The organism is Variovorax sp. PAMC 28711 (genome assembly GCF_001577265.1).
Taxonomy (GTDB): Bacteria; Pseudomonadota; Gammaproteobacteria; order Burkholderiales; family Burkholderiaceae_C; genus Variovorax.
Window position 1 is genome coordinate 2,942,503 of record NZ_CP014517.1, and the last position, 19,887, is coordinate 2,962,389.

Here is a 19,887-nt window from a genome sequence, read left to right on the forward strand (position 1 = left end):
GGCCTCAGACGGGCAGCAGCTTGAGGTCGGCCACGCGTTCGATGAACCACAGCGCCGCGATCACGATGGCGAACGCCGAGCCGCCGCGCAACACGAGCGCCGAATAGCGTGACCAGCGGCGCACCGCCAGCAACACCGCGAGCACGATGCTCACGATGACGAGCTGCCCGCCCTCGACGCCCAGGTTGAACTGCAGCAGCGCCGACACGAAGCTGCCCGTCGGCAGGTCGAGTTCCGCCAGTACGCTCGCAAAGCCGAAGCCGTGGATGAGGCCGAACAGGAAAGTGACGAGGCGGCGATGGCCGCGCAGCACCGGCACGATGTTGTCGACTGCGGCGACGATGATGGTGAGCGCGATGGCCGGCTCGATCACCCTCGGCGAGAGCGACACGATGCCGAGGCTGGCCAGCGCCAGCGTGATCGAATGGCCGAGCGTGAACAAGGTGACGATCGCCACCATCGGCCACACCGCCTCCGGCCAGCGCGCGACCGGTTTCCAGCCGGCGCCGGTGCGGACCAGCACTGCCGGCAGCAGCAGGCTGATGAGAAACAGGATGTGGTCGTAGCCGATCAGGATGTGGTGCACCCCATCGAAGAAGAACGCGGCGCCCGCCGAGCCGGACTTCGCCGCGGGCGCGCTCGTCGTGCTGGCACTTGCGTCGGCAGTCGAGTCGGCGCCGGTGCTCGCGGGCACGCCGACCGCCACCCCGCCCGCCACGGGATCGAGCGATCGCACCGTCGGCGTCGCACCGCTGCCCATGTCCACGCGCAGCAGGCCGCGGTGCGTCGGGTCGACTTCCCGGAACAGGCGATAGTCGATGTCCAGCGTGTTGCCGCCCGGGCAGCGGCCCTGCAATTGCAGCACGAGGTACGTGCCGTCGACGCGGCTCTCCAGCGCAGGCGGCTGGGCCTCGGCCAGCGTGCACTTGTCTTGTTGCAGCACGAGATGCGACAGCGCGTACGCGCGGATGTCGTCCATTCGCGCTCTCACCTCACCCCAGCTCAGCTTCTGGTCTTCGTTGCGGTCGAGGTCGAGCACGGCGTCGAGGTCGCGCAGCGAAATGTCCCAGCGCAGCTGGAGCTGGTCGCCGGCGCGCTGCAATTGCAGATACGCATCGCTCGCCTTGTGGGCCTGCGCGGGCGTTGTCAGCACCGCGAACGCCAGCGCCAGGAGCAGCGAGACGACGCGCTTCATCCGAGCGCCGCGTCGACGCGCGCATCGCGCAAGCCGATCTGTTGCATCAGCGTGCGGACTTCCTGCCGCGCAGCGTCGTCGTTGGCGGCGGCTGCGGCGCGCGCGTAGATCAGCAGGTCGATCGGCTCGCGCTGCAGCTGCACATTCAAGCGCGACAACGCGAGCGCCTTCTGCGGATCCTTCTGCACGTCGAGCGCGAACATCGCATGTTCGCGCGCATGCAGCATCGCGGCGCCGGGGCGCAGCGCCGCCGCATCGAAGCGCGCACCCAGTTCCGCGAGATCGCGCGCGGCGGTTTCGCGTTGCGTCGGCGACAGTTTGTTTTGTTCGTCCAAGCGCTGCGTGGCGGTCACGATGCGCAGCAGCACCGCATCGCTGCGTGGCTCGGATTTGAGCAGCGGCAGCACTTCGGCAGGGCGTCGCTGGCCCAGCAGAAAATCGCTGTAGGCGATCACATCGTAGGCCGAGGCGTCGGCGCCGAGCGTCTGTCGGTAGGCCGCGTCGGCGGCTTTTGCGCGCCCTGCGAGTTCGTCGATTTCGGCCACGGTGGCCATGAGCCATTGGCGTGTCGAGGCCTGCGCCGGTGTTTTCAGCGGCGCGCTGTCGAGCAATTCCTGGAGCGCCTGGCGTGCCGCGTCGTGATCGCCCCGCAGCCCGGTGTTCTCCGCGAGGCACGCGATCGCATACAGGTTTTGCCGCAGTCGTTCGAGCGCGTGGCAAGCGAGATCGGAATCGGCGTAGCGGCCGCGCACCCGATGGATCGTGCCGAGCGTGAGCCAGCCCTGCGCATTGCCCGGGTTGGCGGCCAGTGCCAGCTTGAGGGTGCGTTCGGCGCCGTCGAAATCATGAAGGAACTGCGCCACGGTCGCGTGCATCACGAGGATCGCGTTCGGCGTGCTGGCCGAGAGCGGTTCCCACGCCCGCAGCACACCCAGCGCGTAACCGGCGTAGCGCGCGTCGCCCTGGGCACGCGCGAGGTCGAGATAGGATTTCGCGGCGGCGAGCGCCACCGGCTCGTCGCGCGGCCGCTGCACCAGCTCGCGGCGCAGCCTGCGTTCTTCACGCGACCAGCCCGCGACGGAGGGCAGGGTTTCGACGATCTCGCTGTCGTTCGACGGCACGCGCGGCGCAGCATGCGTCACCGTTGCCGCGACCGACAGCAAGAGAAAAAAGAGGACGCCCGCAGCGCGCCACCGGATGTCGGCGAAGCAGGTGCGGGCGCGGTTCACTCAGAAGATACCGTCAGGGCGTCGCGACCGGATCGTTGGTTTCCGATGTCGGCGCAGGGTCGAACTTCGCCACGTCGGCGGGGTCGTCGGTCTCGGAGCTCGTGTTCACGAGCGCCACCACGTAGGCGATGAAGGCGTCGTAGGCGCTGACCACCGGTGGCTGCGTCGGTTCGCCGCCGCCGGCCGGTGGCGTGGTGGCTGGCGGAGCGCTTCCGATCGGGAAGTACCCGCCGCCACCGCCGCCCCCACCGCAGGCCGTGAGGGCCAGCGCGAGGGCGAATGCCGATGCCAGCGGCACCAGGCGCAGGGATGTCTTGTTCATGTCGACTCCTTAGCGTGCGGCTGCTGCGGCGTTGGTCGCGCCCGGCAGTGGCGTGTTGAGGTACGGGAACGTGGCCAGGAAGCCGGTGGCTGGCGTTTGCGCAACGCCATCGGTGATGGCCGCACCACCAGCCGGTGCGTCGGACGGCTTGCAGCCAACCTTGAGCGCATCGGCATCGCCGGTGAGGAAGCACAACGCGCCCATGGCCACACGCAGTTCGATGTCCACGATGTCGTCTCCCGGACGACGGCCGTTCGGGAAGCCCGCGTTGTCCTCGCCAGCCACGCCGAGCGTGTTCTGCGTTGCGATCGGTGTCGGCGCGATCGCGGTGTTCAGCCGGAGCATCTCCGAAGGCACCACGTTCGCAGGCTTGTTCACGCCTTCAATGCCGGTCAGGAAGGCGGCGATCAGGTCGGTCCGCGGGAAGTTCGTCGGTGCAGGCGCGCTCGGGAACAGCTTCTGGATCAACGCCGGCAGCGTCGGGTTGGTCACGTAGTCGAGGAACTGCGCATCACCGCTCGGCTGCGAGGCGTTGAACTTGTCCTTGTCCTTCAAACCGATCACGACTTCGTTGACCAGCGGCATGCCGAGGCGCGACACCTGCGCCCAGGCGCCGCCATTGATCGACGCGGTGCCATGACCGCTCTTCGGTGGGTTGGCGATCAGCCGACCCTGGCGGGTGCTGGCCGTGGTCCAGCCGCCGATGATGGTCGAGCCACCGGCAGTCAGGCAGGCGGTCGGCACTTCGAGTTCGAGCGAGGTGATGTTCACGCCGGCCAGCGAATCGGTATTGCCACCGGTTGGGCCCAACGGATTCAGGTTGATCAGGTCGAAGATCGGGCCGAGCGCCACGACGAACGGGTCCTTGCGCTGGCCGACGAAGACCTTGCCGGGGGCGCTGCAGCCCGGGATGTTCACTTCGTAGACATGCTGGGCGGCGTAGGTCGCGTAGCCGTTACCGGCGCCGAAAGTCTTCTCGCCGATGTTGTCGGTCGGCTTGTCGAACACGCTGCCGCCGGCGGTCTTGGTGAGCGACTCACCGGCGCTGCTGCGGCGCGGGCCGCGCACCACGCTCACGGTGTAGGTCTCGCGCAGGTTGCTGTTGCCCTGATCGGGCCCGGTGATGCCACCGGCTTGCACCAACGGGATCGACACCGTCTTGCCGCCGACCGGCAGCGCGATGTCGCGCAGCGTGTTGGTGAAGCGGAACTGGAAGGTGATGTCTTCCTTGCTGTCCGCGTTGTTGTCGATGTGGATCTCGTACAGGCCGTTCGGGTCCATGTTGTAGAAGTTGGGTCCGCCGGCCGGGCCCTGGTAGGGCTGGTAGTCCGCGATCAGCGTCGTGTAGTCCGCGCGGGCGGGCTCGTAGCTGCGGAACATGTAGAAATCGGTCGCATCGAGCTTGGGCGAGCCGGCGATCGAAGGCGCCTCCCGGTGGCTGGATGCCAGCGCGCCGCCTGCGGCGATTGCGCAGAGTGTGACCATGCAGGTCCGAACAGAAAACCTTGAAATTTTCATTGGCATCACCTTGGGTGTTGTGCGTTGAGTTGAGAAAGCGCGACGTGACCGGCTGCGTTTCACGCGCAATCGGCGGTCACATGGCTTACGTGACCAACTTCTCAACGGATTCACATTTCTTTGCAAAGGGTTCATTTGCAGCACACAAAGATTTCTGACCGCGGGTATACCCGGCCATCCTGGCAGGGACCTGCTCAGCCCTCGGCCAGCATCCCGCGCGCTTCGATGAACGCGACGACCTCGGCCACGCCGGTTTGGGTCTTCAGGTTGGTCATCACGTAAGGCCGCTGTTTGCGCATGCGCTTCGTGTCGGCTTCCATGATGTTCAAGTCAGCACCCACATACGGCGCGAGATCGGTCTTGTTGATGACGAACAGGTCGCTCTTGGTGATGCCGGGGCCGCCCTTGCGCGGGATTTTTTCGCCGGCCGCCACGTCGATCACGTAGATCGTGAGGTCGCTCAGTTCGGGGCTGAAGGTGGCGGCCAGGTTGTCGCCGCCACTTTCGACGAACACCACGTCGGCTTCGGGAAAATCGCCCAGCATGCGGTCGATGGCCTCGAGGTTGATCGACGCGTCTTCGCGGATCGCGGTGTGCGGGCAGCCGCCGGTTTCCACGCCCATGATGCGTTCGGCCGGCAGCGCGCCCGCGACCGTGAGGATGCGCTGGTCTTCCTTGGTGTAGATGTCGTTGGTGATCGCGATCAGGTCGTACTTGTCGCGCATCGCCTTGCAGAGCATCTCGAGCAGGGTGGTCTTGCCGGAGCCGACCGGCCCGCCGATGCCCACGCGCAGGGGCGGCAGTTTCTTGGTGCGGTTGGGGATGTGGTGCAGCGCGGAGGACATCGTGTTCAGCTTCTGAAAAGGCGGGAATATTGGGTTTCATGCCGCGCCGAATAGATCGCGAGCATGGGGGAGAAGGCCTGGCGGTCGTCGTCGCCGAGCGTCATCGCGTGGTCGACGGCCTCGGGGATGTCCCGGGCCAGGCGGCCCAGCATGCGCTGGCCTGCGCTCTGGCCGAGCGGCACGCACTTGACGGCGGCGCCGGTCATGTTTTCGGCCCATCCGAAGGCGAAGGCGAGGCAGCCGTCGCGCACGCTGGCATCGGTGCGCGACGCGGCGAACGCGAACGCGACCGGGTAGGTGATGGGGCTGCGGTCGAACCAGGCGGCCACGTCGTCGTGGTGGAGCTTCAGCCACTCGACGAAGGAGCGGCCCATCTGTTCGGTCTGCTGGCGGAACTCGGCCGACTCGCGGGTCTGCAGCACCCAGTCGTTGAGCGCCTTGAGGCGCACTGTGTCGCGTGCCCGCCAGGCGCCAATGGCTTGCGCCACCACGGCCAGATCGCCGCGCGCGAGGCTCAGATGCAGCTGGTCGACGAGCCAGTCGGACGCGGCCGTTTCGGTCGCGAGGCCCGCCCATTCGACGCCGGCTTCGATGCCTTCGGAGTACGAAAAGCCGCCGATCGGCAGCGCCGGCGATGCGAGCCAGATGAGCTGCAGCAAGCTCGCTGCGGGCAGGGCGCCGGCCGCATCAGGCATCAGTGCGAATGGCTGTGACCGTGGTGGTCGTGCTCGTGACCATGGTCGTGCGGCTGCGCGTACGCATCCGGATGCAGCACCGGACCGACAGGCGCCGCCGCGCCGCCATGCGCATGGCCGTGGTTGCCCGAGGCGTGGGCGCCGTATGCGCCGCCTTCGGGCTCGAACGATTCGTCGGCTTCGCGCACGATGAGGTGCATCGACCGCAGCATCGCGGCCAGCACGTGGTCGGGCTCGATCTTCAGGTGGTCGGGCTTGAGCTCGATCGGCACATGCCGGTTGCCCAGGTGGTAGGCCGCGCGCGTCAGGTCGAACGGCGTGCCGTGTGCGCTGCAATGCGTGATGACCAGCACCGGCTGCGGCGCGGCGATGACGCGGACCAACGAGCCGTCTTCCGCCACCAGCACATCGCCGCCGCGCACGGCCGTGCCGCGCGGCAGGAACACGCCGACCTGGCGGCCCAGCGAATCGGTGGCGTCGAAGCGGCTCTTCTGGCGCACGTCCCAGTCGAGTTCGATCGTGGCGGCGCGTTTCAGCAGCACGGGCGCGAGGCCATGGCCCCGGGGCATGAGTTTGTTGGCGGTCAGCATGGAATGGGTTCAGACGCGGCCGAGCAGCTCGGCCTTCTTGGTGTTGAACTCGTCGTCGTTCAGGATGCCCTTGGCATGCAGGTCGGCGAGTTTTTCGATCGTGGCGAAGATGTCTTGCTGGCGCATCGACACGCTGCTGTTGCTGTTGCTGTTGCTGCTGTAGTTCGACGGTGCCGGCGGCGGCATGCCGTTGGCGGAAACGACCGGCAAGCGCGCCACGTCGATCAGCCCGTACTGGCTGTTGAATCCCAACGTGCCGTCTTGCGACTGCTGCTGCGAGAAGCCGCCGATCTGGTGGTCGAGCGTGTCGTACACCGTCACCTCGCCATTCAATTCGATCGCGAGGCGCTGCGCCTGCGCGAAATACGCGTAACGCACGCCGTTCTGCGCACCGGTGCTGTTGGGCCAGCGCAGGTCGGCCGGCCACCAGTCGCCCGAAGTGCCGGGTGCCGGGGGCACGAACAGGCTCGACGCGCCGAAGGTGCTGGAAGACGCGTCGCTGTAGCCGCCGCTCTGCGTGTGGCCGCCGTAGCCGGTCTGCGATTGCCCGCTGCCGTAGCCGCCCTGGCTCTGCGACTGGAAGCTGCCGCTGCGCAGCAGGTCGGGCTGGCTCAGCACGAGGCTCGACAACTCGGAACACAGGCCGTCGACGCGGCCCTTCAGGTGGTTGTTGAACATGTCGGACACCATGATCATCCCGCCGCGCATCCACTGGCCCGAGCCCGAAAATTCCGGATGGCTGAACTGCGCCTGGTAGCCGTTCCCGTGGATCACGGAATCGAGCATGCTGAGCGTCGCGTCGACGCTGAAGCCGTGGCGCTGCGCGATGTCATCGATGACTTGTTGGCCGGCGGAAGAAAGTGGTCGCATGGGGGTTTTTGTCGGAGCGGAAGGTCGGCGCTTGAACTGCCGGAGGGTTGTCGATAATATAACGATTGTTATAACTTTTGGAAATCACCATGTCGGCACTCAAACTCACCCAGATCGGCAATTCCGTCGGTGTGATCCTGCCCAAGGAAGTGCTGGCCCGGCTCAAGGTGGAGAAGGGCGACACGCTCTTCATGACGGAGGCGGCGAACGGGGTCACGCTGACGCCGTACGATCCCGACATCGATGAGCAACTGAAGCTTGGCCGCGAATTCATGCGTGGGTACCGCGACACGTTTCACCAGCTCGCCAAATGAACCAGTGGCGTTGGCTCGGCCAGCACGCGCTGATGTTGCTGCACGACGAAAGCCTGGCTGAACATGGCGGCGCGGCAGGGCTGCGTGACGAAGGGTTGCTGCAATCGGCACTCGCCCGCCCACTCCATCTGGTCGCCTACGGACAGCCGGATCTTTCGGACCTCGCGGCGGCGTACGGCGTCGGGCTTGCCAAGAACCATCTCTTCGTGGATGGCAACAAACGGGCCGCTTTTCTCGGCGTCGGTTTGTTCCTTGCCTTGAACGGACAGCGCCTGGTGGCGACGCAAGCCGAAGCCACGTTGACGATGTTCGCTGTGGCAGCCAGCGAGATCGACGAACCGACTTTCGCGTCGTGGATTCGATCCCACTTGCAAGCACGAAACTGACCGCTGCTCAGAACAGGAAATACCGCTGCGTCATCGGCAGCGACGTCGCCGGCTCGCACGTCAGCAGGTTGCCGTCGGCGCGCACCGCGTAGGTCTGCGGATCGATCTCCATCTTCGGCACCATGCCGTTGTGGACCATGTGTTGCTTGCGCAGGCCGCGGATGTTCTTCACCGCGCTCAAGGTCTTCTGCAGGCGGTAACGTTCACCGATGCCGTTCGCCAGGCCGGCTTGCGAGACGAAGGTCAGCGAGCTTCTCGCGAGCGAGCCGCCGTAGGCGCCGAACATCGGGCGGTAGTGCACTGGTTGCGGGGTCGGGATCGAGGCGCTCGGGTCGCCCATCGCGGCCATCGCGATGGTGCCGCCCTTGAGGATGGTGAAGGGTTTCACCCCGAAGAAGGCCGGCTTCCACACCACCAGGTCCGCCCACTTGCCGACTTCGATGCTGCCCACTTCGTGCGCGATGCCGTGTGCGATGGCCGGGTTGATCGTGTACTTGGCGATGTAGCGCTTCGCGCGGAAGTTGTCGTTGCGCGCGCTGTCCTCGGGCAAGGTGCCGCGCTGCTGCTTCATCTTGTGCGCGGTTTGCCAGGTGCGGATGATGACCTCGCCGACGCGGCCCATGGCCTGCGAGTCGGAGCTGAACATGCTGATGGCGCCCAGGTCGTGCAGGATGTCTTCGGCCGCGATGGTTTCCTTGCGGATACGCGATTCGGCAAAGGCCAGGTCTTCCGCGATGCCGGCATCCAGGTGATGGCACACCATGAGCATGTCGACGTGTTCGTCGAGCGTGTTCACGGTGTAGGGCATCGTCGGATTGGTGGACGAGGGCAGGAAGTTGTCTTCGCCCACGACGCGCAGGATGTCCGGCGCATGGCCACCGCCGGCGCCTTCGGTGTGGAACGCGCAAATGGCGCGGCCGCCCACGGCGGCGATGGTGTTCTCCACGAAGCCCGACTCGTTCAGCGTGTCCGAATGAATCGCCACCTGCGTGTCGGTGGCATCGGCCACGTCGAGGCAGTTGCTGATCGCAGCGGGCGTGGTGCCCCAGTCTTCGTGCAGCTTGAGGCCGATCACGCCGGCGTCGATCTGCTCGTGCAGCGCGGCCGGCAGGCTGGCGTTGCCCTTGCCGAGAAAGCCGAGGTTCATCGGAAACGCATCGGCGGCCTGCAACATGCGCTCGATGTGCCAGGGGCCGGGCGTCGCGGTCGTGGCGAACGTGCCGGTGGCCGGGCCGGTGCCGCCACCCAGCATCGTGGTCACGCCCGACGAGAGCGCCTCCTCGATCTGCTGCGGACAGATGAAATGGATGTGGCTGTCGATGCCGCCGGCCGTCACGATGTTGCCTTCGCAGCTGATCACTTCGGTGCCGGGGCCGATCACGATGTCCACGCCCGGTTGCACGTCGGGGTTGCCGGCCTTGCCGATGGCCACGATGCGCCCGCCCTTCAAGCCGATGTCGGCCTTGACGATGCCCCAATGATCGATGATCAGCGCGTTGGTCATGACCGTGTCGACGGCGCCCTGGGCGCGCGTCATTTGCGACTGCGCCATGCCGTCGCGGATCGTCTTGCCGCCGCCGAACTTCACTTCTTCGCCGTACGCGCCGGCGCGCAGCGTGTAGTCGGCTTCGACTTCGACGATCAGGTCGGTGTCGGCCAGCCGCACACGGTCGCCCACGGTGGGTCCGAAGATTTCCGCATACGCGCGGCGTCCGATCGTTGCCATCAGAGTTTCCCTTGGACCAGGCCGCGAAAGCCGTAGACGATGCGGTCGCCCGCGTAGTCGACCAGCTCGACCGTGCGTTGCTGGCCGGGCTCGAAGCGCACCGCCGTGCCCGATGCGATGTTCAGCCGCATGCCATGCGCTGCAGCGCGGTCGAAGCCGAGCGCGCCGTTCGTTTCGGCGAAGTGGTAGTGCGAGCCGACCTGGATCGGCCGGTCGGCGGTGTTCTGCACGACCATCGTGAGCGTGCGGCGCCCGGGGTTGAGCACATGCTCGCCCTCGTCGGTGAAGAGTTCGCCGGGGATCATGGGCCGGTGCTCCGCGTCAGGCGGCTTGCGCCAGCAGCACGGCGCCGAACAGCACGACGGCAGCGCCGGCAACGCGCGGCACCCACACATTCGCGTGGCGCAGTGCCCAGCCGATGGCGATGCCGGCGGCGTGCAGCAGCACGGTCGCGCCGACCATGCCGGCGAGCGTCAGGGCCGCATCCGGGGTGCCGGCCAGTTCGTGGCCGTGCGCCAGCCCGTGGAAGATCGCGAAGGCGCCGACCACGATGGCCGCGGCCACGGCCGACATGTGCGTGCGCGTGACGACCAACAGGCCGAGCAACAGCAGCGAGGCCGCGATCATCGGTTCGACCGCCGGCAGTTGCACGCCGGCCAACCCCATCAGCGCACCCACCAGCAGCATGCCGGCGAAGGCCAGTGGCGCCCACAGCAGATCGGGCCAGGCGCGGCGCGCGGTGAGCGCGCTCCACAGGCCGACAGCGACCATCGCCGTCAGGTGGTCGGCGCCGGTGACCGGGTGCATGAAGCCGGCGACGAGGCCGTGGTGCAGGCCGGCATCGGCGCCGGTGTGCGCGCTGGCAGCGAGCGGCAGCACCGACAGGAGCGTGACGAGGGAAAGGGTTTTGGCAGCGGTTCGCATGAAGGCGGTCCTTGTTCTTGTGAGGTTCAAACGATCGGCTGGTGCACGGTCACGAGCTTGGTGCCGTCGGGAAAGGTCGCTTCGACCTGGATGTCCGGGATCATTTCGGCGATGCCGTCCATCACGTCGGCGCGGGTCAGCACGCTGCGCCCGGCGCTCATCAGCTCGGCGACGCTCTTGCCGTCGCGCGCACCTTCCATCACGGCGGCTGAAATCAGCGCGATGGCTTCCGGGTAGTTCAGCTTGAGCCCCCGGGCTTGCCGGCGCTCAGCCAGCAGGGCCGCGGTGAAGATCAGCAGCTTGTCTTTTTCGCGGGGCGTGAGTTCCATGGGGTTCGGATCGGCAGAGGGTGTGCGGAGGTCGGGCCATTATGGGCAACGCAACACCGTTGCAACAGTCGTGCCGTGGCACGGAATCTGCACCGAAACGGTGTGAACCCCGACGACGCCACAGCCGCCACCGACAACGCGCCCCAGCGCATCGTCAAGGTCCGGCGCGACTACAACAGCTGGGTCGCGAGCGAAACGCTGGAAGACTACGCGCTGCGCTACACGCCGCAGCGCTTTCGCAAATGGTCGGAGTGGCGGGTCGCCAACACGGCGTTCGGCGCGGCGTCGTTCCTGATCCTGGAAGCCGTGGGCGCCACGCTGCTGGTGAAGTACGGCTTCGCCAACGCGTTCTGGGCCATCTTGGTCACCGGCCTGATCATCTTTCTCGCGGGCTTGCCGATCAGCGTGTACGCCGCGCGCTACGGCGTCGACATGGACCTGCTCACGCGCGGAGCGGGCTTCGGCTACATCGGCTCGACGCTCACCTCACTCATCTACGCATCGTTCACCTTCATCTTCTTCGCGCTGGAGGCGGCCGTGATGGCCTACGCGCTGGAGCTCGCCCTGGGCATCCCGCCGGCGTGGGGCTACCTCATCTGCGCGCTGGTCGTCATTCCGCTGGTGACACATGGGGTGTCGGCGATCAGCCGGCTGCAACTGTGGACGCAGCCCATCTGGTTGTTGATGCTGGTCGTGCCTTTCGGCTATGTGCTGGTGCGCGATCCGGGTGCATTTTCCGGCATCACGCACTACAGCGGTGAAAAAGGCGGCGCTGCAGGCTTCGATCTGCGCCTCTTTGGTGCGGCGCTCACGGTCGGCATCGCGCTCATCACGCAGATGGGCGAGCAGGCCGACTACTTGCGCTTCATGCCCGACCGCACCGGGGCCACACGCGGCCGGTGGTGGGTCGGCGTGCTGGCGGGCGGGCCGGGCTGGGTGATTCTGGGTGTCATCAAGATGCTCGGCGGCGCGCTGCTCGCGTACCTCGCGATCACGCACATGGTGCCGGTCGAGCGCGCGGTCGACCCGAACCAGATGTACCTCGCGGCCTACGAGTACGTGTTCCCGAACTACGGATGGGCCGTGGCCGCCACCGCGCTGTTCGTGGTGATCTCGCAGCTCAAGATCAACGTGACCAATGCCTACGCGGGTTCGCTCGCGTGGAGCAACTTCTTCTCGCGCGTCACGCACAGCCATCCGGGCCGCGTGGTGTGGGTGGTGTTCAACGCGCTCATCGCCTTCATGCTGATGGAGATGAACGTGTTCGAGGCGCTGGGCGACGTGCTCGGCCTCTACGCCAACATCGCGATCGCCTGGATGATGGCGGTGGTGGCCGACCTGGTCATCAACAAGCCGTTGGGGCTGTCGCCGCCGGGCATCGAGTTCAAGCGCGCGCATCTGTGGGACATCAACCCGGTCGGCGTCGGTGCGATGGCACTGGCTTCGGGGCTGTCGATCACGGCGCACCTCGGCTTCTTCGGGCCGATGGCGCAGTCGTTCTCGGCCGTGATCGCGCTGGGCACCGCGCTCGTCACCTCGCCGCTGATCGCCTGGGTCACAGGTGGCAAGTACTACCTCGCGCGCGGGCCGTTGTGGAAGGCGTCCGTCCCCGCGGTCGCGCAGGGTGACGGCAAGCGCCAGAAAATTCGCTGGGCGCGGGTGCAGGCGCCGGTGGGCGCACAGGCGTTCGCCGTGCAGCGCTGCGTGATCTGCGAACGCGAATACGAAGGCCCCGACATGGCGCACTGTCCGGCCTACCAGGGCGCGATCTGCTCGCTGTGCTGCACGCTCGATGCGCGCTGCGGCGACCTGTGCAAGCCGCAGGCGAGCCTCTCGGCGCAATGGTCGGGCGCGCTGCGCTGGCTGCTGCCGCGACGCACCTGGCCGTACCTCGACACCGGACTCGGCCATTTCATGCTGCTCACGATGATCATCGTGCCGCTGCTCGCCGCAGTGTTCGGCGTGTTGTACCAGCAGGAACTGCGCGGCGTGGCCGACGTGATGCGCGCCGGCACCGACACCGCGATCCAGCTCGGCAGCGCCATCGATTCGGAAGTGCGCACCGCCTTGCGGTCGGGCTTCTTGAAGGCCTACATGGCGCTGTTGCTCATCGCGGGCATCGTCGCCTGGTGGCTCGTGCTTGCGCACCAGAGTCGCAAGGTGGCGCAGGAAGAATCGAACCGCCAGACCCATTTGCTCGTGCGCGAGATCGAACTGCACCGCGAAACCGACCGCGCCTTGCAGGCGGCCAAGCAAACCGCAGACGAGGCGCGCGAGATCGCCGAGCAGGCCAAGCTCGCGGCCGAACGCGCGCAGCGCGCCGCCGATCAGGCCAACCAGGCCAAGAGCCGCTACATCAGCGCCATCAGCCACGAGCTGCGCACGCCGCTCAATTCGATCCTCGGCTATGCGCAGCTGATGGGCGAAGACGCGTCGGTGCCGCCGCACCGGCAGCAGGCGGTGGCGGTCATCAAGCGCGGCGGCGAGCACCTGTTGTCGCTCATCGAAGGCACGCTCGACATCGCGCACATCGAGGCCGGCAAGCTCACGCTGCATGCGCGGCCGATGCGCTTCGCCGATTCGCTGCGCGAGCTGGCCGACATGTTCGAGCTGCAGGCCGAAGAGAAGGGCCTGGCTTTTCACTTCGAGCCGGCCGATGCACTGCCCGAGGTGGTGCGTGCCGATGAGAAGCGGGTGCGCCAGATCCTCATCAACCTGCTCGGCAACGCGATCAAGTTCACCGCGGCCGGCCGCGTCACCTTGCGGCTGGCCTATGCGCGCGAGTTCGCCACGATCGAGATCGAAGACACCGGCCCTGGCATGGCCGCGGAGGACATCGAGCGCATCTTCGAACCCTTCGCGCGCGGCAACGTCGCCGGCACGTCGGCGCCCGGCGCCGGCCTCGGCCTCACCATCGCCAAGATGCTGACCGACCTGATGGGTGGCGAGATGAAGGTGCAGAGCACGCCCGGCGAAGGCTCGGTGTTTCGCGTGCGGCTGTTCCTGCCGCGCGTGCACGAGTCGCCCGCAGTGCCCGGCCGCCGCGTGGTGGCCCGCATCGCGGCGCCGGCGCCGCGCGCCCGTCGCGGTTACCAGGGCGCGCGGCGCCAGCTGCTGGTGGTCGACAACGAAGAGGCCGACCGCGAATTGCTCGTGCAACTGCTCGCGCCACTCGGCTTCGAGCTGCGCACCGCCGCCAGCGGCCACGACGCACTCGACCTGGTCGCCGCGGGGCTGCGTCCCGACGCCGTGTTCGTCGACCTCGCGATGCCCGGCATCGACGGCTGGGAGACGATCCGCCGCGCGCACAAGCTCGGCTTGAGCCAGACCGCGGTGGCCATCGTTTCGGCCAATGCCTTCGACAAGCGCCTGGACAACGACGTCGGCATCACGCCGGAAGACTTCTTCGTGAAGCCGGTGCGGCACAGCGAACTGCTCGACTGGCTGGAGCGTCGCCTCGCGCTGCAGTGGACCGCCACGGCCGCTGCGCCCGCGGCGCCGGCAGCGCAGGCGATGGTTCGGCCTGCGCCTGCCCATCTGGCGGCGCTGGGCGAGGCGGTCGGTCTGGGTTACTTTCGCGGGATCATGAACCAGCTCGATGCGATCGACGCCGCCCAGCCCGAATGCAGTGCCTGGACCGGCGCGCAACGCCAGCTCGCGCGCCAGTTTCGGTTCGAGGCGATGAGCCGCCTGATGCTCGCGGAGGACGCGCAATGAGCGGCGCGGAGCCGCCAGGCGTCCGCTCGCTGGCCGGCAACACCGACCTCGTGCTGATCGTCGACGACGTGCCCGACAACCTCGCCGTGCTGCACGACGCGCTCGACGAATCGGGCTACACCGTGCTCATCGCCACCAACGGCGAGCAGGCGCTGCAGCGCGCGGCGCAGGCGCTGCCTGACATCGTGCTGCTCGACGCGATGATGCCGGGCATCGACGGCTTCGAGGTGGCGCGCCGATTGAAGGCCGACCCCACGACCGCGCACATCCCGATCGTCTTCATGACAGGGCTCACCGAGACCGAGCACCTGGTCGCTGCGCTGGAAGCGGGCGGCGTCGACTACGTCACCAAGCCGATCAAGCCGAAGGAAGTGCTCGCGCGCATGAATGTGCACCTGCAGGGCGCCCGCCGCGCCCGCCAGGTGGCGCAGCAGGCCGGCCAGGCGCGCAACGCGCTCGACGCCTTCGGCTACGCGAGCATCACCGTGCGCATGCCGCAGGGCAAACTGATCTGGCAGACCGCACTCGCGCGCGAACTGTTGTTGCGCTACTGCGGCACCAGCGCACCCGAGACGCCGCCGGTCGTGCTCGACTGGTTGCGCCGACACTTGCCCGGCACCGTCGATCGCATCGAGCCGCCGGTGCTGTCGATCGCGCACGGCGGCCGCAGCCTGAGTCTGCGGCTGCACCAGCAGACCGGCCACGACGACGATGGCGACGAGTGGATGCTCATCCTGCGCGAGGTGTCCGACACGGCCGTGATCGAGGCGATGAGCCTCAGCCTCAAGCTCACGGCGCGCGAGGCCGAGGTGCTCTATTGGGTGGTCAAGGGCAAGACCAACAAGGACATCGGCGAGATCCTGGGCAGCAGCCCGGCCACCGCCAAGAAGCACCTCGAGCGCGTCTACGTGAAGCTGGGTGTCGAGACGCGCACGGCGGCCGCCGGCGTGGCGATGAAGCGCATCCGCGAACTGCAGCCTCATTTCGAAATATAGGACTCCTAGAATTCGCGACCACGCCCCCAGAGGCGCCGCGATGAACACATTCCCAATGACAAAAGCCCGCGTGCTGCTGGGCGCCACTGCATGCTTGCTGTTTGCCGCCGGCGCGCGCGCGGGCGGGCATCTCGACGTCGACGACGCCGGAACGCTCGACACCGGTCAGTGCCAGTACGAAGCCTGGTACGGCCGCGCCGGCCCGGACCCGGTCAACGCCTTCCACATCGGCCCGGCCTGCCGCGTCGGACAGGTCGAGTTGGGGCTCAGCTTCGATCGCTACACGTTCGACGGCCAGCGCGCCGACACGCTCGGCCCGCAATTCAAGTGGACCTGGTTCGGCGAGGCACCGGATGCACGGTTCAGCGGCGCGGTCTCGGCCAATGCGACATGGGACCGCACGAACCGTGGCAAGCCCGGTCGCCAGCTGGTGCTCCCGTTCACTTGGCGGGCGCTGGACGGCGTGCAGATTCACGCCAACCTCGGCGCCGATTGGTCGCCCGTGACGGGCAACCGCACGCGCCGCGGCGGACTCGGGACGGAATGGGCGATCAGCGAGCAGGTGTCGTTGCTGGCCGAGCGCAACCGTGCCGGCGGCCTCTGGACCTCGCGCGCGGGCGCGCGGCTGAGCTTGACGCCGCTGATCAGCCTGGACGTCACGACCTCGCGCACCGGCCCCGGACGCGCAAAGGGTTTTTATGTGGGGCTGAATCATGAATTCAGTCGCTGAAACCCCGTTCCAAAAAATGTGCATTCACCGCAGAATATTCGTCCTGCACTGAACACAACCGGGTCGCCAAACGTCATGGACAACCTCGTCATCGTCAATCATTTCGACTGGGCAACGCGCTCGACTTCGCCGCTTCCGCAAGAGGCTGCCGAGTTGGCCCAGCGCCTCGGCCCGAAGTGGCGAGTCGAGCGGGCCATGGACCCGGAAAGCGACATGACCAATGTGGCGCAGCGCGCCAACCTCTGGCACTTCGCCTCGCAGGTGATCGCCTACGGCGTGCCGGGCGAATTCGCCGAGTTCGGCTCGTTCGACGGCAAGTGCGGCGTCATCTTCCAGAAGGTGATCGACGCGACCGATCCGTCGCGGCGCCTGCACCTCTACGATCATTTCCAGTTCGCGTTCAACCTGACCGGGCGCGACATCCAGACCGAGCTGAAGCGCAATTTCGAGGCCGCAGGCGCGTCGTCGCCGGTGATTCATGTCGGCGATTTTGAAGACACGGTGCCCGACGAGTTGCCCGAGCAGCTCGCCTTGGTTCACATCGACTGTGGCTTCGGCGGCGACCCGCAGGCCCACGCCGTCGTGGTGGAGCGCCTGCTGGAACACGCCTACCCGCGCATGTCGAAAGGCGCGGTCTGTCTGTTGATGGATTACCACGAAGCAGGGCGCAGCGAGGGACCGGACCACAACCCCGGCGCCGCCATCGCGGCGCACCGTTTCTTCAGCGACAAGCCGGAAAAGGTGTCACTGCTCTGGGCTGGCGAGTACAGCCACGGCTACTTCCGCAAGGGGCAGCAGGCGCGCTAGCTTTCGGCGCCTTCGACCAAAAAACGCACGCGCCGCACGCCCTGCCATTCGTCGGCGTCGAGCCGGAAGGCCAGCATCACGCGGGGCGGCAGCGGGTCGGTGTGGCCGAACCAGATGCCGTCGATGGGTTGCCCCTGATGCCGCAGCTTCAGCGCGAGGTGCTTTTCGCCGACGAGCCGCTGCGACAGCACCTCGACTTCTTCGCTGAACGTCGGCGGCGCGAACCCCTGACCCCACACCTCGCGGTGCAGCGTGTCGACCAGGTCCACGCGCAGGTATTCGCGGGCCAGCGGCCCGTCGGTGTCGATCTGGCGCACCAGCGACGAGGCGGCCAGCCATTCCTGCGCGACCTGGGCGATCGCCTGCGTGAAAGTCTCGAACTGGCCGCGCGCCACCGTGCAGCCGGCCGCCATCGCGTGGCCGCCGAAGCGAAGCAACACGCCCGGATGCCGCTTCGCGACGAGGTCGAGCGCATCGCGCAGATGGAAGCCCGGGATCGACCGGCCGGAGCCCTTGAGTTCGTTTTCCTTGCCCGGCGCCCCGCTGGCCGCGAACACGAAGGTCGGCCGATGGAAGCGGTCCTTGAGGCGGGAAGCGACGATGCCGACCACGCCTTCGTGGAACGCCGCGTCGAACACGCTGATCGCGGGGGGCGGCGCCTGGTCGGCGCCGTCGGTCGTGTCGAACAGCGACTCGGCCAGCAGCAGCGCCTGGTCGCGCATGCCGCCTTCGATGTCGCGCCGTTCCCGGTTGATGCCGTCGAGCGTGCGCGCGAGTTCGTCGGCACGGCCCGCATCGTCGGTCAGCAGGCACTCGATGCCGAGCGTCATGTCGGCCAGCCGGCCGGCGGCGTTGATGCGCGGGCCGAGCGCGAAGCCGAAGTCGAAGGTGGTGGCGGTGGGCGCGTTGCGGCCTGCCGCCTTGAACAGCGCGGCGATGCCGGGCTGCATCGCGCCGGCGCGGATGCGGCGCAGCCCCTGCGCGACGAGACGGCGGTTGTTGGCGTCGAGCTTGACCACGTCGGCCACCGTGCCCAGAGCGACCAACGGGAGAAGCACGTCGAGCTTGGGCTGTGTCGCGGCATCGAACACGCCCCGCGTGCGCAGCTCTGCGCGCAGCGCGAGCAGCACGTAGAACATGACGCCGACGCCCGCGATGCTCTTGCTCTCGAAAGTGCAGCCGGGCTGGTTCGGGTTCACCAGCACCTCGGCGGCCGGCAGTTTCGGGCCCGGCAGGTGGTGGTCGGTGACAAGCACCTGCAGCCCGCGCGCGCGCGCTGCCGCCACGCCGTCGACGCTGGCGATGCCGTTGTCCACGGTGATGAGCATGTCGGCGCCGCTGTCGGCGACGCGCTCGGCGATCGGCGGCGTCAGGCCGTAGCCGTCGATCACGCGGTCGGGCACCAGGTAGCTCACGTGTCTCGCGCCCAGCAGGCGCAGGCCGCGCACCGCGACCGCGCAGGCAGTGGCGCCGTCGCAGTCGTAGTCGGCGACGATGCACAGGCGCTTGTCGGCGCGGATCGCGTCGGCCAGCAGCACCGCGGCTTCGTGCGTGCCGAGCAGGCCGGCGGGCGCGAGCAACCTCGCGAGGCCGTCGTCGAGCTCGTCCTTGCCGAGCACGCCGCGGGCGGCGAACAGGCGCGCCAGCAGCGGATGCACGCCGGCCTGTTCGAGCGTCCACGCCGTGCGCGGCGGGATCGCCCTGGCGACGATTTTCATAACGCGCCGAGCACCGCGGCCGCAGGCTGGCGGCCGAAGAGATTTTTCAAGCGGCGCCCCCAGCCGATTTTTTGGGGCGTGAAGCGTTGCGCCGCACGGTCGCCGCACAGCGTGAGGCTGATCGCCTCGCCGCGCGTGTGCGCCGCCAGCAGGCCGGCCAGCGCGCCGGCGTCTATCGCCCGCCAGGCCTCCGCCCAGGCCGGGCCGTCGTCGGCGAGGGCTGGACCCCGCAGCGCACCGGCCACCGTCGGCGGTTCGGCAGCGCTGACCGCCTTGCCCGCCGGCAACGCGCCGGTGCCGCTCAGCCAGAAGGAATTGATCGGCGGCGCGCCGCGCCGGGTGCGGTCGTCGTTCACGCGCTCGGTGTAGAGCAGCATCTGCATTTCGTTCTGCAGGCGGCGCAGGGCGCGGGTGCTGTCGGTGGCGGGCGCCCATGGAGAAATCGCGCCGCCGATCACGCGATCGATCGACGCTGTTGCCAGTTGCGCGAACGGCTTGCCGCGCGCGAGCCACTGGCCCGGTGTGGCGGTTGCGTGCAGCGCGATGCCGTCTTCCTCGAAAAACGGCTGCGCGGCGGCGAGCAGCGCGGCGGATTCTTCGGCGTCGATACCGATGGCGTCGGGGTCGCCGAGCACGATGTCATCGACCTCCACCCGCCAGTGGCACAGCGTGGCGAAGCCCCAGGCTTCGGTGTCGTCGGGGTCGGCCAGGCCACTGCGGCGGGCTTCCAGCGCGGCCCAGGGAATGCAGCCATCGGCCGCGGTGATGCCGAGCGCACGCGCCATCGCGCGTTCGTGCGGGGGTGAGCGGGTGGTGTCGTCCTGCGTGTCGTCGGTGTCGAGCGTGAGGTGCGCCAGCAGCGCTTCGAGGTTGGGCAAACGCAGGCCCGGGAGGGCGGCCAGGCAGCCAGGCGCATTGCGGCCGGCGAAGGGAATCAACAGGTGATGGGGGTTTGTCGGTTCGGCCATGCGCCTATT

At 67.8% G+C, this 19,887-nt stretch carries 20 protein-coding genes; 6 read left to right on the forward strand and 14 right to left on the reverse strand.

Features of this window, described 5'->3' with window-relative positions; all coding sequences use genetic code 11:
- Window positions 1–4: 4 nt before the first annotated feature.
- The 8 genes from AX767_RS14320 to AX767_RS14355 all read right to left on the reverse strand — a co-directional run bounded on the left by AX767_RS14320 (window position 5) and on the right by AX767_RS14355 (window position 7,264).
- Complete coding sequence (locus AX767_RS14320) at window positions 5–1,195, reverse strand: HupE/UreJ family protein (protein ID WP_068631951.1); 1,191 nt, start codon at window positions 1,193–1,195, stop codon at window positions 5–7.
- Window positions 1,192–2,424, reverse strand: coding sequence for a tetratricopeptide repeat protein (locus tag AX767_RS14325; protein WP_237288462.1), 1,233 nt, complete (start codon window positions 2,422–2,424; stop codon window positions 1,192–1,194). Before AX767_RS14325 ends, AX767_RS14320 begins: the two co-directional genes overlap by 4 nt.
- A gap of 13 nt (window positions 2,425–2,437) precedes the next feature.
- A complete protein-coding gene (locus AX767_RS14330) occupies window positions 2,438–2,746 on the reverse strand; it encodes a hypothetical protein (RefSeq protein WP_068631952.1) in 309 nt (102 codons plus the stop codon).
- 9 nt (window positions 2,747–2,755) lie between these two features.
- On the reverse strand, window positions 2,756–4,231 hold the full coding sequence (locus AX767_RS14335; RefSeq protein WP_237288463.1) for a DUF4331 domain-containing protein: 1,476 nt from the start codon (window positions 4,229–4,231) through the stop codon (window positions 2,756–2,758).
- A gap of 227 nt (window positions 4,232–4,458) precedes the next feature.
- On the reverse strand, window positions 4,459–5,109 hold the full coding sequence (gene ureG, locus AX767_RS14340) for an urease accessory protein UreG (RefSeq protein WP_068631954.1): 651 nt from the start codon (window positions 5,107–5,109) through the stop codon (window positions 4,459–4,461).
- 5 nt (window positions 5,110–5,114) lie between these two features.
- Window positions 5,115–5,804 (reverse strand): urease accessory protein UreF, encoded by a 690-nt coding sequence (locus tag AX767_RS14345; RefSeq protein WP_068631955.1) that lies wholly within the window; start codon window positions 5,802–5,804, stop codon window positions 5,115–5,117.
- Window positions 5,804–6,394 (reverse strand): urease accessory protein UreE, encoded by a 591-nt coding sequence (gene ureE / locus AX767_RS14350; RefSeq protein ID WP_068631956.1) that lies wholly within the window; start codon window positions 6,392–6,394, stop codon window positions 5,804–5,806. Before ureE ends, AX767_RS14345 begins: the two co-directional genes overlap by 1 nt.
- Window positions 6,395–6,403: 9 nt before the next feature.
- On the reverse strand, window positions 6,404–7,264 hold the full coding sequence (locus AX767_RS14355) for an SHOCT domain-containing protein (protein ID WP_068631957.1): 861 nt from the start codon (window positions 7,262–7,264) through the stop codon (window positions 6,404–6,406).
- 89 nt (window positions 7,265–7,353) lie between these two features.
- Here AX767_RS14355 and AX767_RS14360 point away from each other — a divergent pair, with 89 nt between their 5' ends.
- Together AX767_RS14360 and AX767_RS14365 are read left to right on the forward strand one after the other, a co-directional pair.
- Complete coding sequence (locus AX767_RS14360) at window positions 7,354–7,578, forward strand: AbrB/MazE/SpoVT family DNA-binding domain-containing protein (protein WP_068633726.1); 225 nt, start codon at window positions 7,354–7,356, stop codon at window positions 7,576–7,578.
- Window positions 7,575–7,964 carry a type II toxin-antitoxin system death-on-curing family toxin gene (locus AX767_RS14365; RefSeq protein ID WP_068631958.1) on the forward strand — a complete coding sequence of 130 codons (390 nt, stop codon included), beginning with the start codon at window positions 7,575–7,577 and terminating at the stop codon, window positions 7,962–7,964. Before AX767_RS14360 ends, AX767_RS14365 begins: the two co-directional genes overlap by 4 nt.
- A gap of 7 nt (window positions 7,965–7,971) precedes the next feature.
- Here AX767_RS14365 and ureC read toward each other — a convergent pair whose 3' ends face one another.
- The 4 genes from ureC to AX767_RS14385 are packed head-to-tail and all read right to left on the reverse strand — an operon-like array spanning window position 7,972 to window position 10,943.
- Window positions 7,972–9,690, reverse strand: coding sequence for an urease subunit alpha (gene ureC / locus AX767_RS14370; RefSeq protein ID WP_068631959.1), 1,719 nt, complete (start codon window positions 9,688–9,690; stop codon window positions 7,972–7,974).
- The gene (locus AX767_RS14375) at window positions 9,690–9,995 is read right to left on the reverse strand and encodes an urease subunit beta (RefSeq protein ID WP_068631960.1); all 306 of its coding nucleotides are present in this window, start codon (window positions 9,993–9,995) and stop codon (window positions 9,690–9,692) included. Before AX767_RS14375 ends, ureC begins: the two co-directional genes overlap by 1 nt.
- A gap of 16 nt (window positions 9,996–10,011) precedes the next feature.
- Window positions 10,012–10,614 (reverse strand): HupE/UreJ family protein, encoded by a 603-nt coding sequence (locus AX767_RS14380; protein ID WP_068631961.1) that lies wholly within the window; start codon window positions 10,612–10,614, stop codon window positions 10,012–10,014.
- A gap of 26 nt (window positions 10,615–10,640) precedes the next feature.
- Window positions 10,641–10,943 (reverse strand): urease subunit gamma, encoded by a 303-nt coding sequence (locus AX767_RS14385; RefSeq protein WP_068631962.1) that lies wholly within the window; start codon window positions 10,941–10,943, stop codon window positions 10,641–10,643.
- A gap of 87 nt (window positions 10,944–11,030) precedes the next feature.
- Here AX767_RS14385 and AX767_RS14390 point away from each other — a divergent pair, with 87 nt between their 5' ends.
- The 4 genes from AX767_RS14390 to AX767_RS14405 all read left to right on the forward strand — a co-directional run bounded on the left by AX767_RS14390 (window position 11,031) and on the right by AX767_RS14405 (window position 17,192).
- Window positions 11,031–14,660, forward strand: a complete 3,630-nt coding sequence (locus AX767_RS14390) for a hybrid sensor histidine kinase/response regulator (RefSeq protein WP_068633728.1) — start codon at window positions 11,031–11,033, stop codon at window positions 14,658–14,660.
- Window positions 14,657–15,655, forward strand: a complete 999-nt coding sequence (locus AX767_RS14395) for a response regulator transcription factor (protein WP_068631963.1) — start codon at window positions 14,657–14,659, stop codon at window positions 15,653–15,655. Before AX767_RS14390 ends, AX767_RS14395 begins: the two co-directional genes overlap by 4 nt.
- Window positions 15,656–15,695: 40 nt before the next feature.
- Window positions 15,696–16,385, forward strand: coding sequence for a hypothetical protein (locus AX767_RS14400; protein ID WP_237288464.1), 690 nt, complete (start codon window positions 15,696–15,698; stop codon window positions 16,383–16,385).
- A 75-nt stretch (window positions 16,386–16,460) separates the two neighbouring features.
- Window positions 16,461–17,192 carry a TylF/MycF/NovP-related O-methyltransferase gene (locus AX767_RS14405; RefSeq protein WP_068631964.1) on the forward strand — a complete coding sequence of 244 codons (732 nt, stop codon included), beginning with the start codon at window positions 16,461–16,463 and terminating at the stop codon, window positions 17,190–17,192.
- Here AX767_RS14405 and recJ read toward each other — a convergent pair.
- Both recJ and AX767_RS14415 read right to left on the reverse strand, forming a co-directional pair.
- The gene (gene recJ, locus AX767_RS14410; protein ID WP_068631965.1) at window positions 17,189–18,910 is read right to left on the reverse strand and encodes a single-stranded-DNA-specific exonuclease RecJ; all 1,722 of its coding nucleotides are present in this window, start codon (window positions 18,908–18,910) and stop codon (window positions 17,189–17,191) included. The genes AX767_RS14405 and recJ overlap by 4 nt on opposite strands.
- A complete protein-coding gene (locus AX767_RS14415) occupies window positions 18,907–19,878 on the reverse strand; it encodes a hypothetical protein (protein ID WP_068631966.1) in 972 nt (323 codons plus the stop codon). The genes recJ and AX767_RS14415 overlap by 4 nt, the downstream gene beginning before the upstream one ends.
- Window positions 19,879–19,887: the final 9 nt, after the last annotated feature.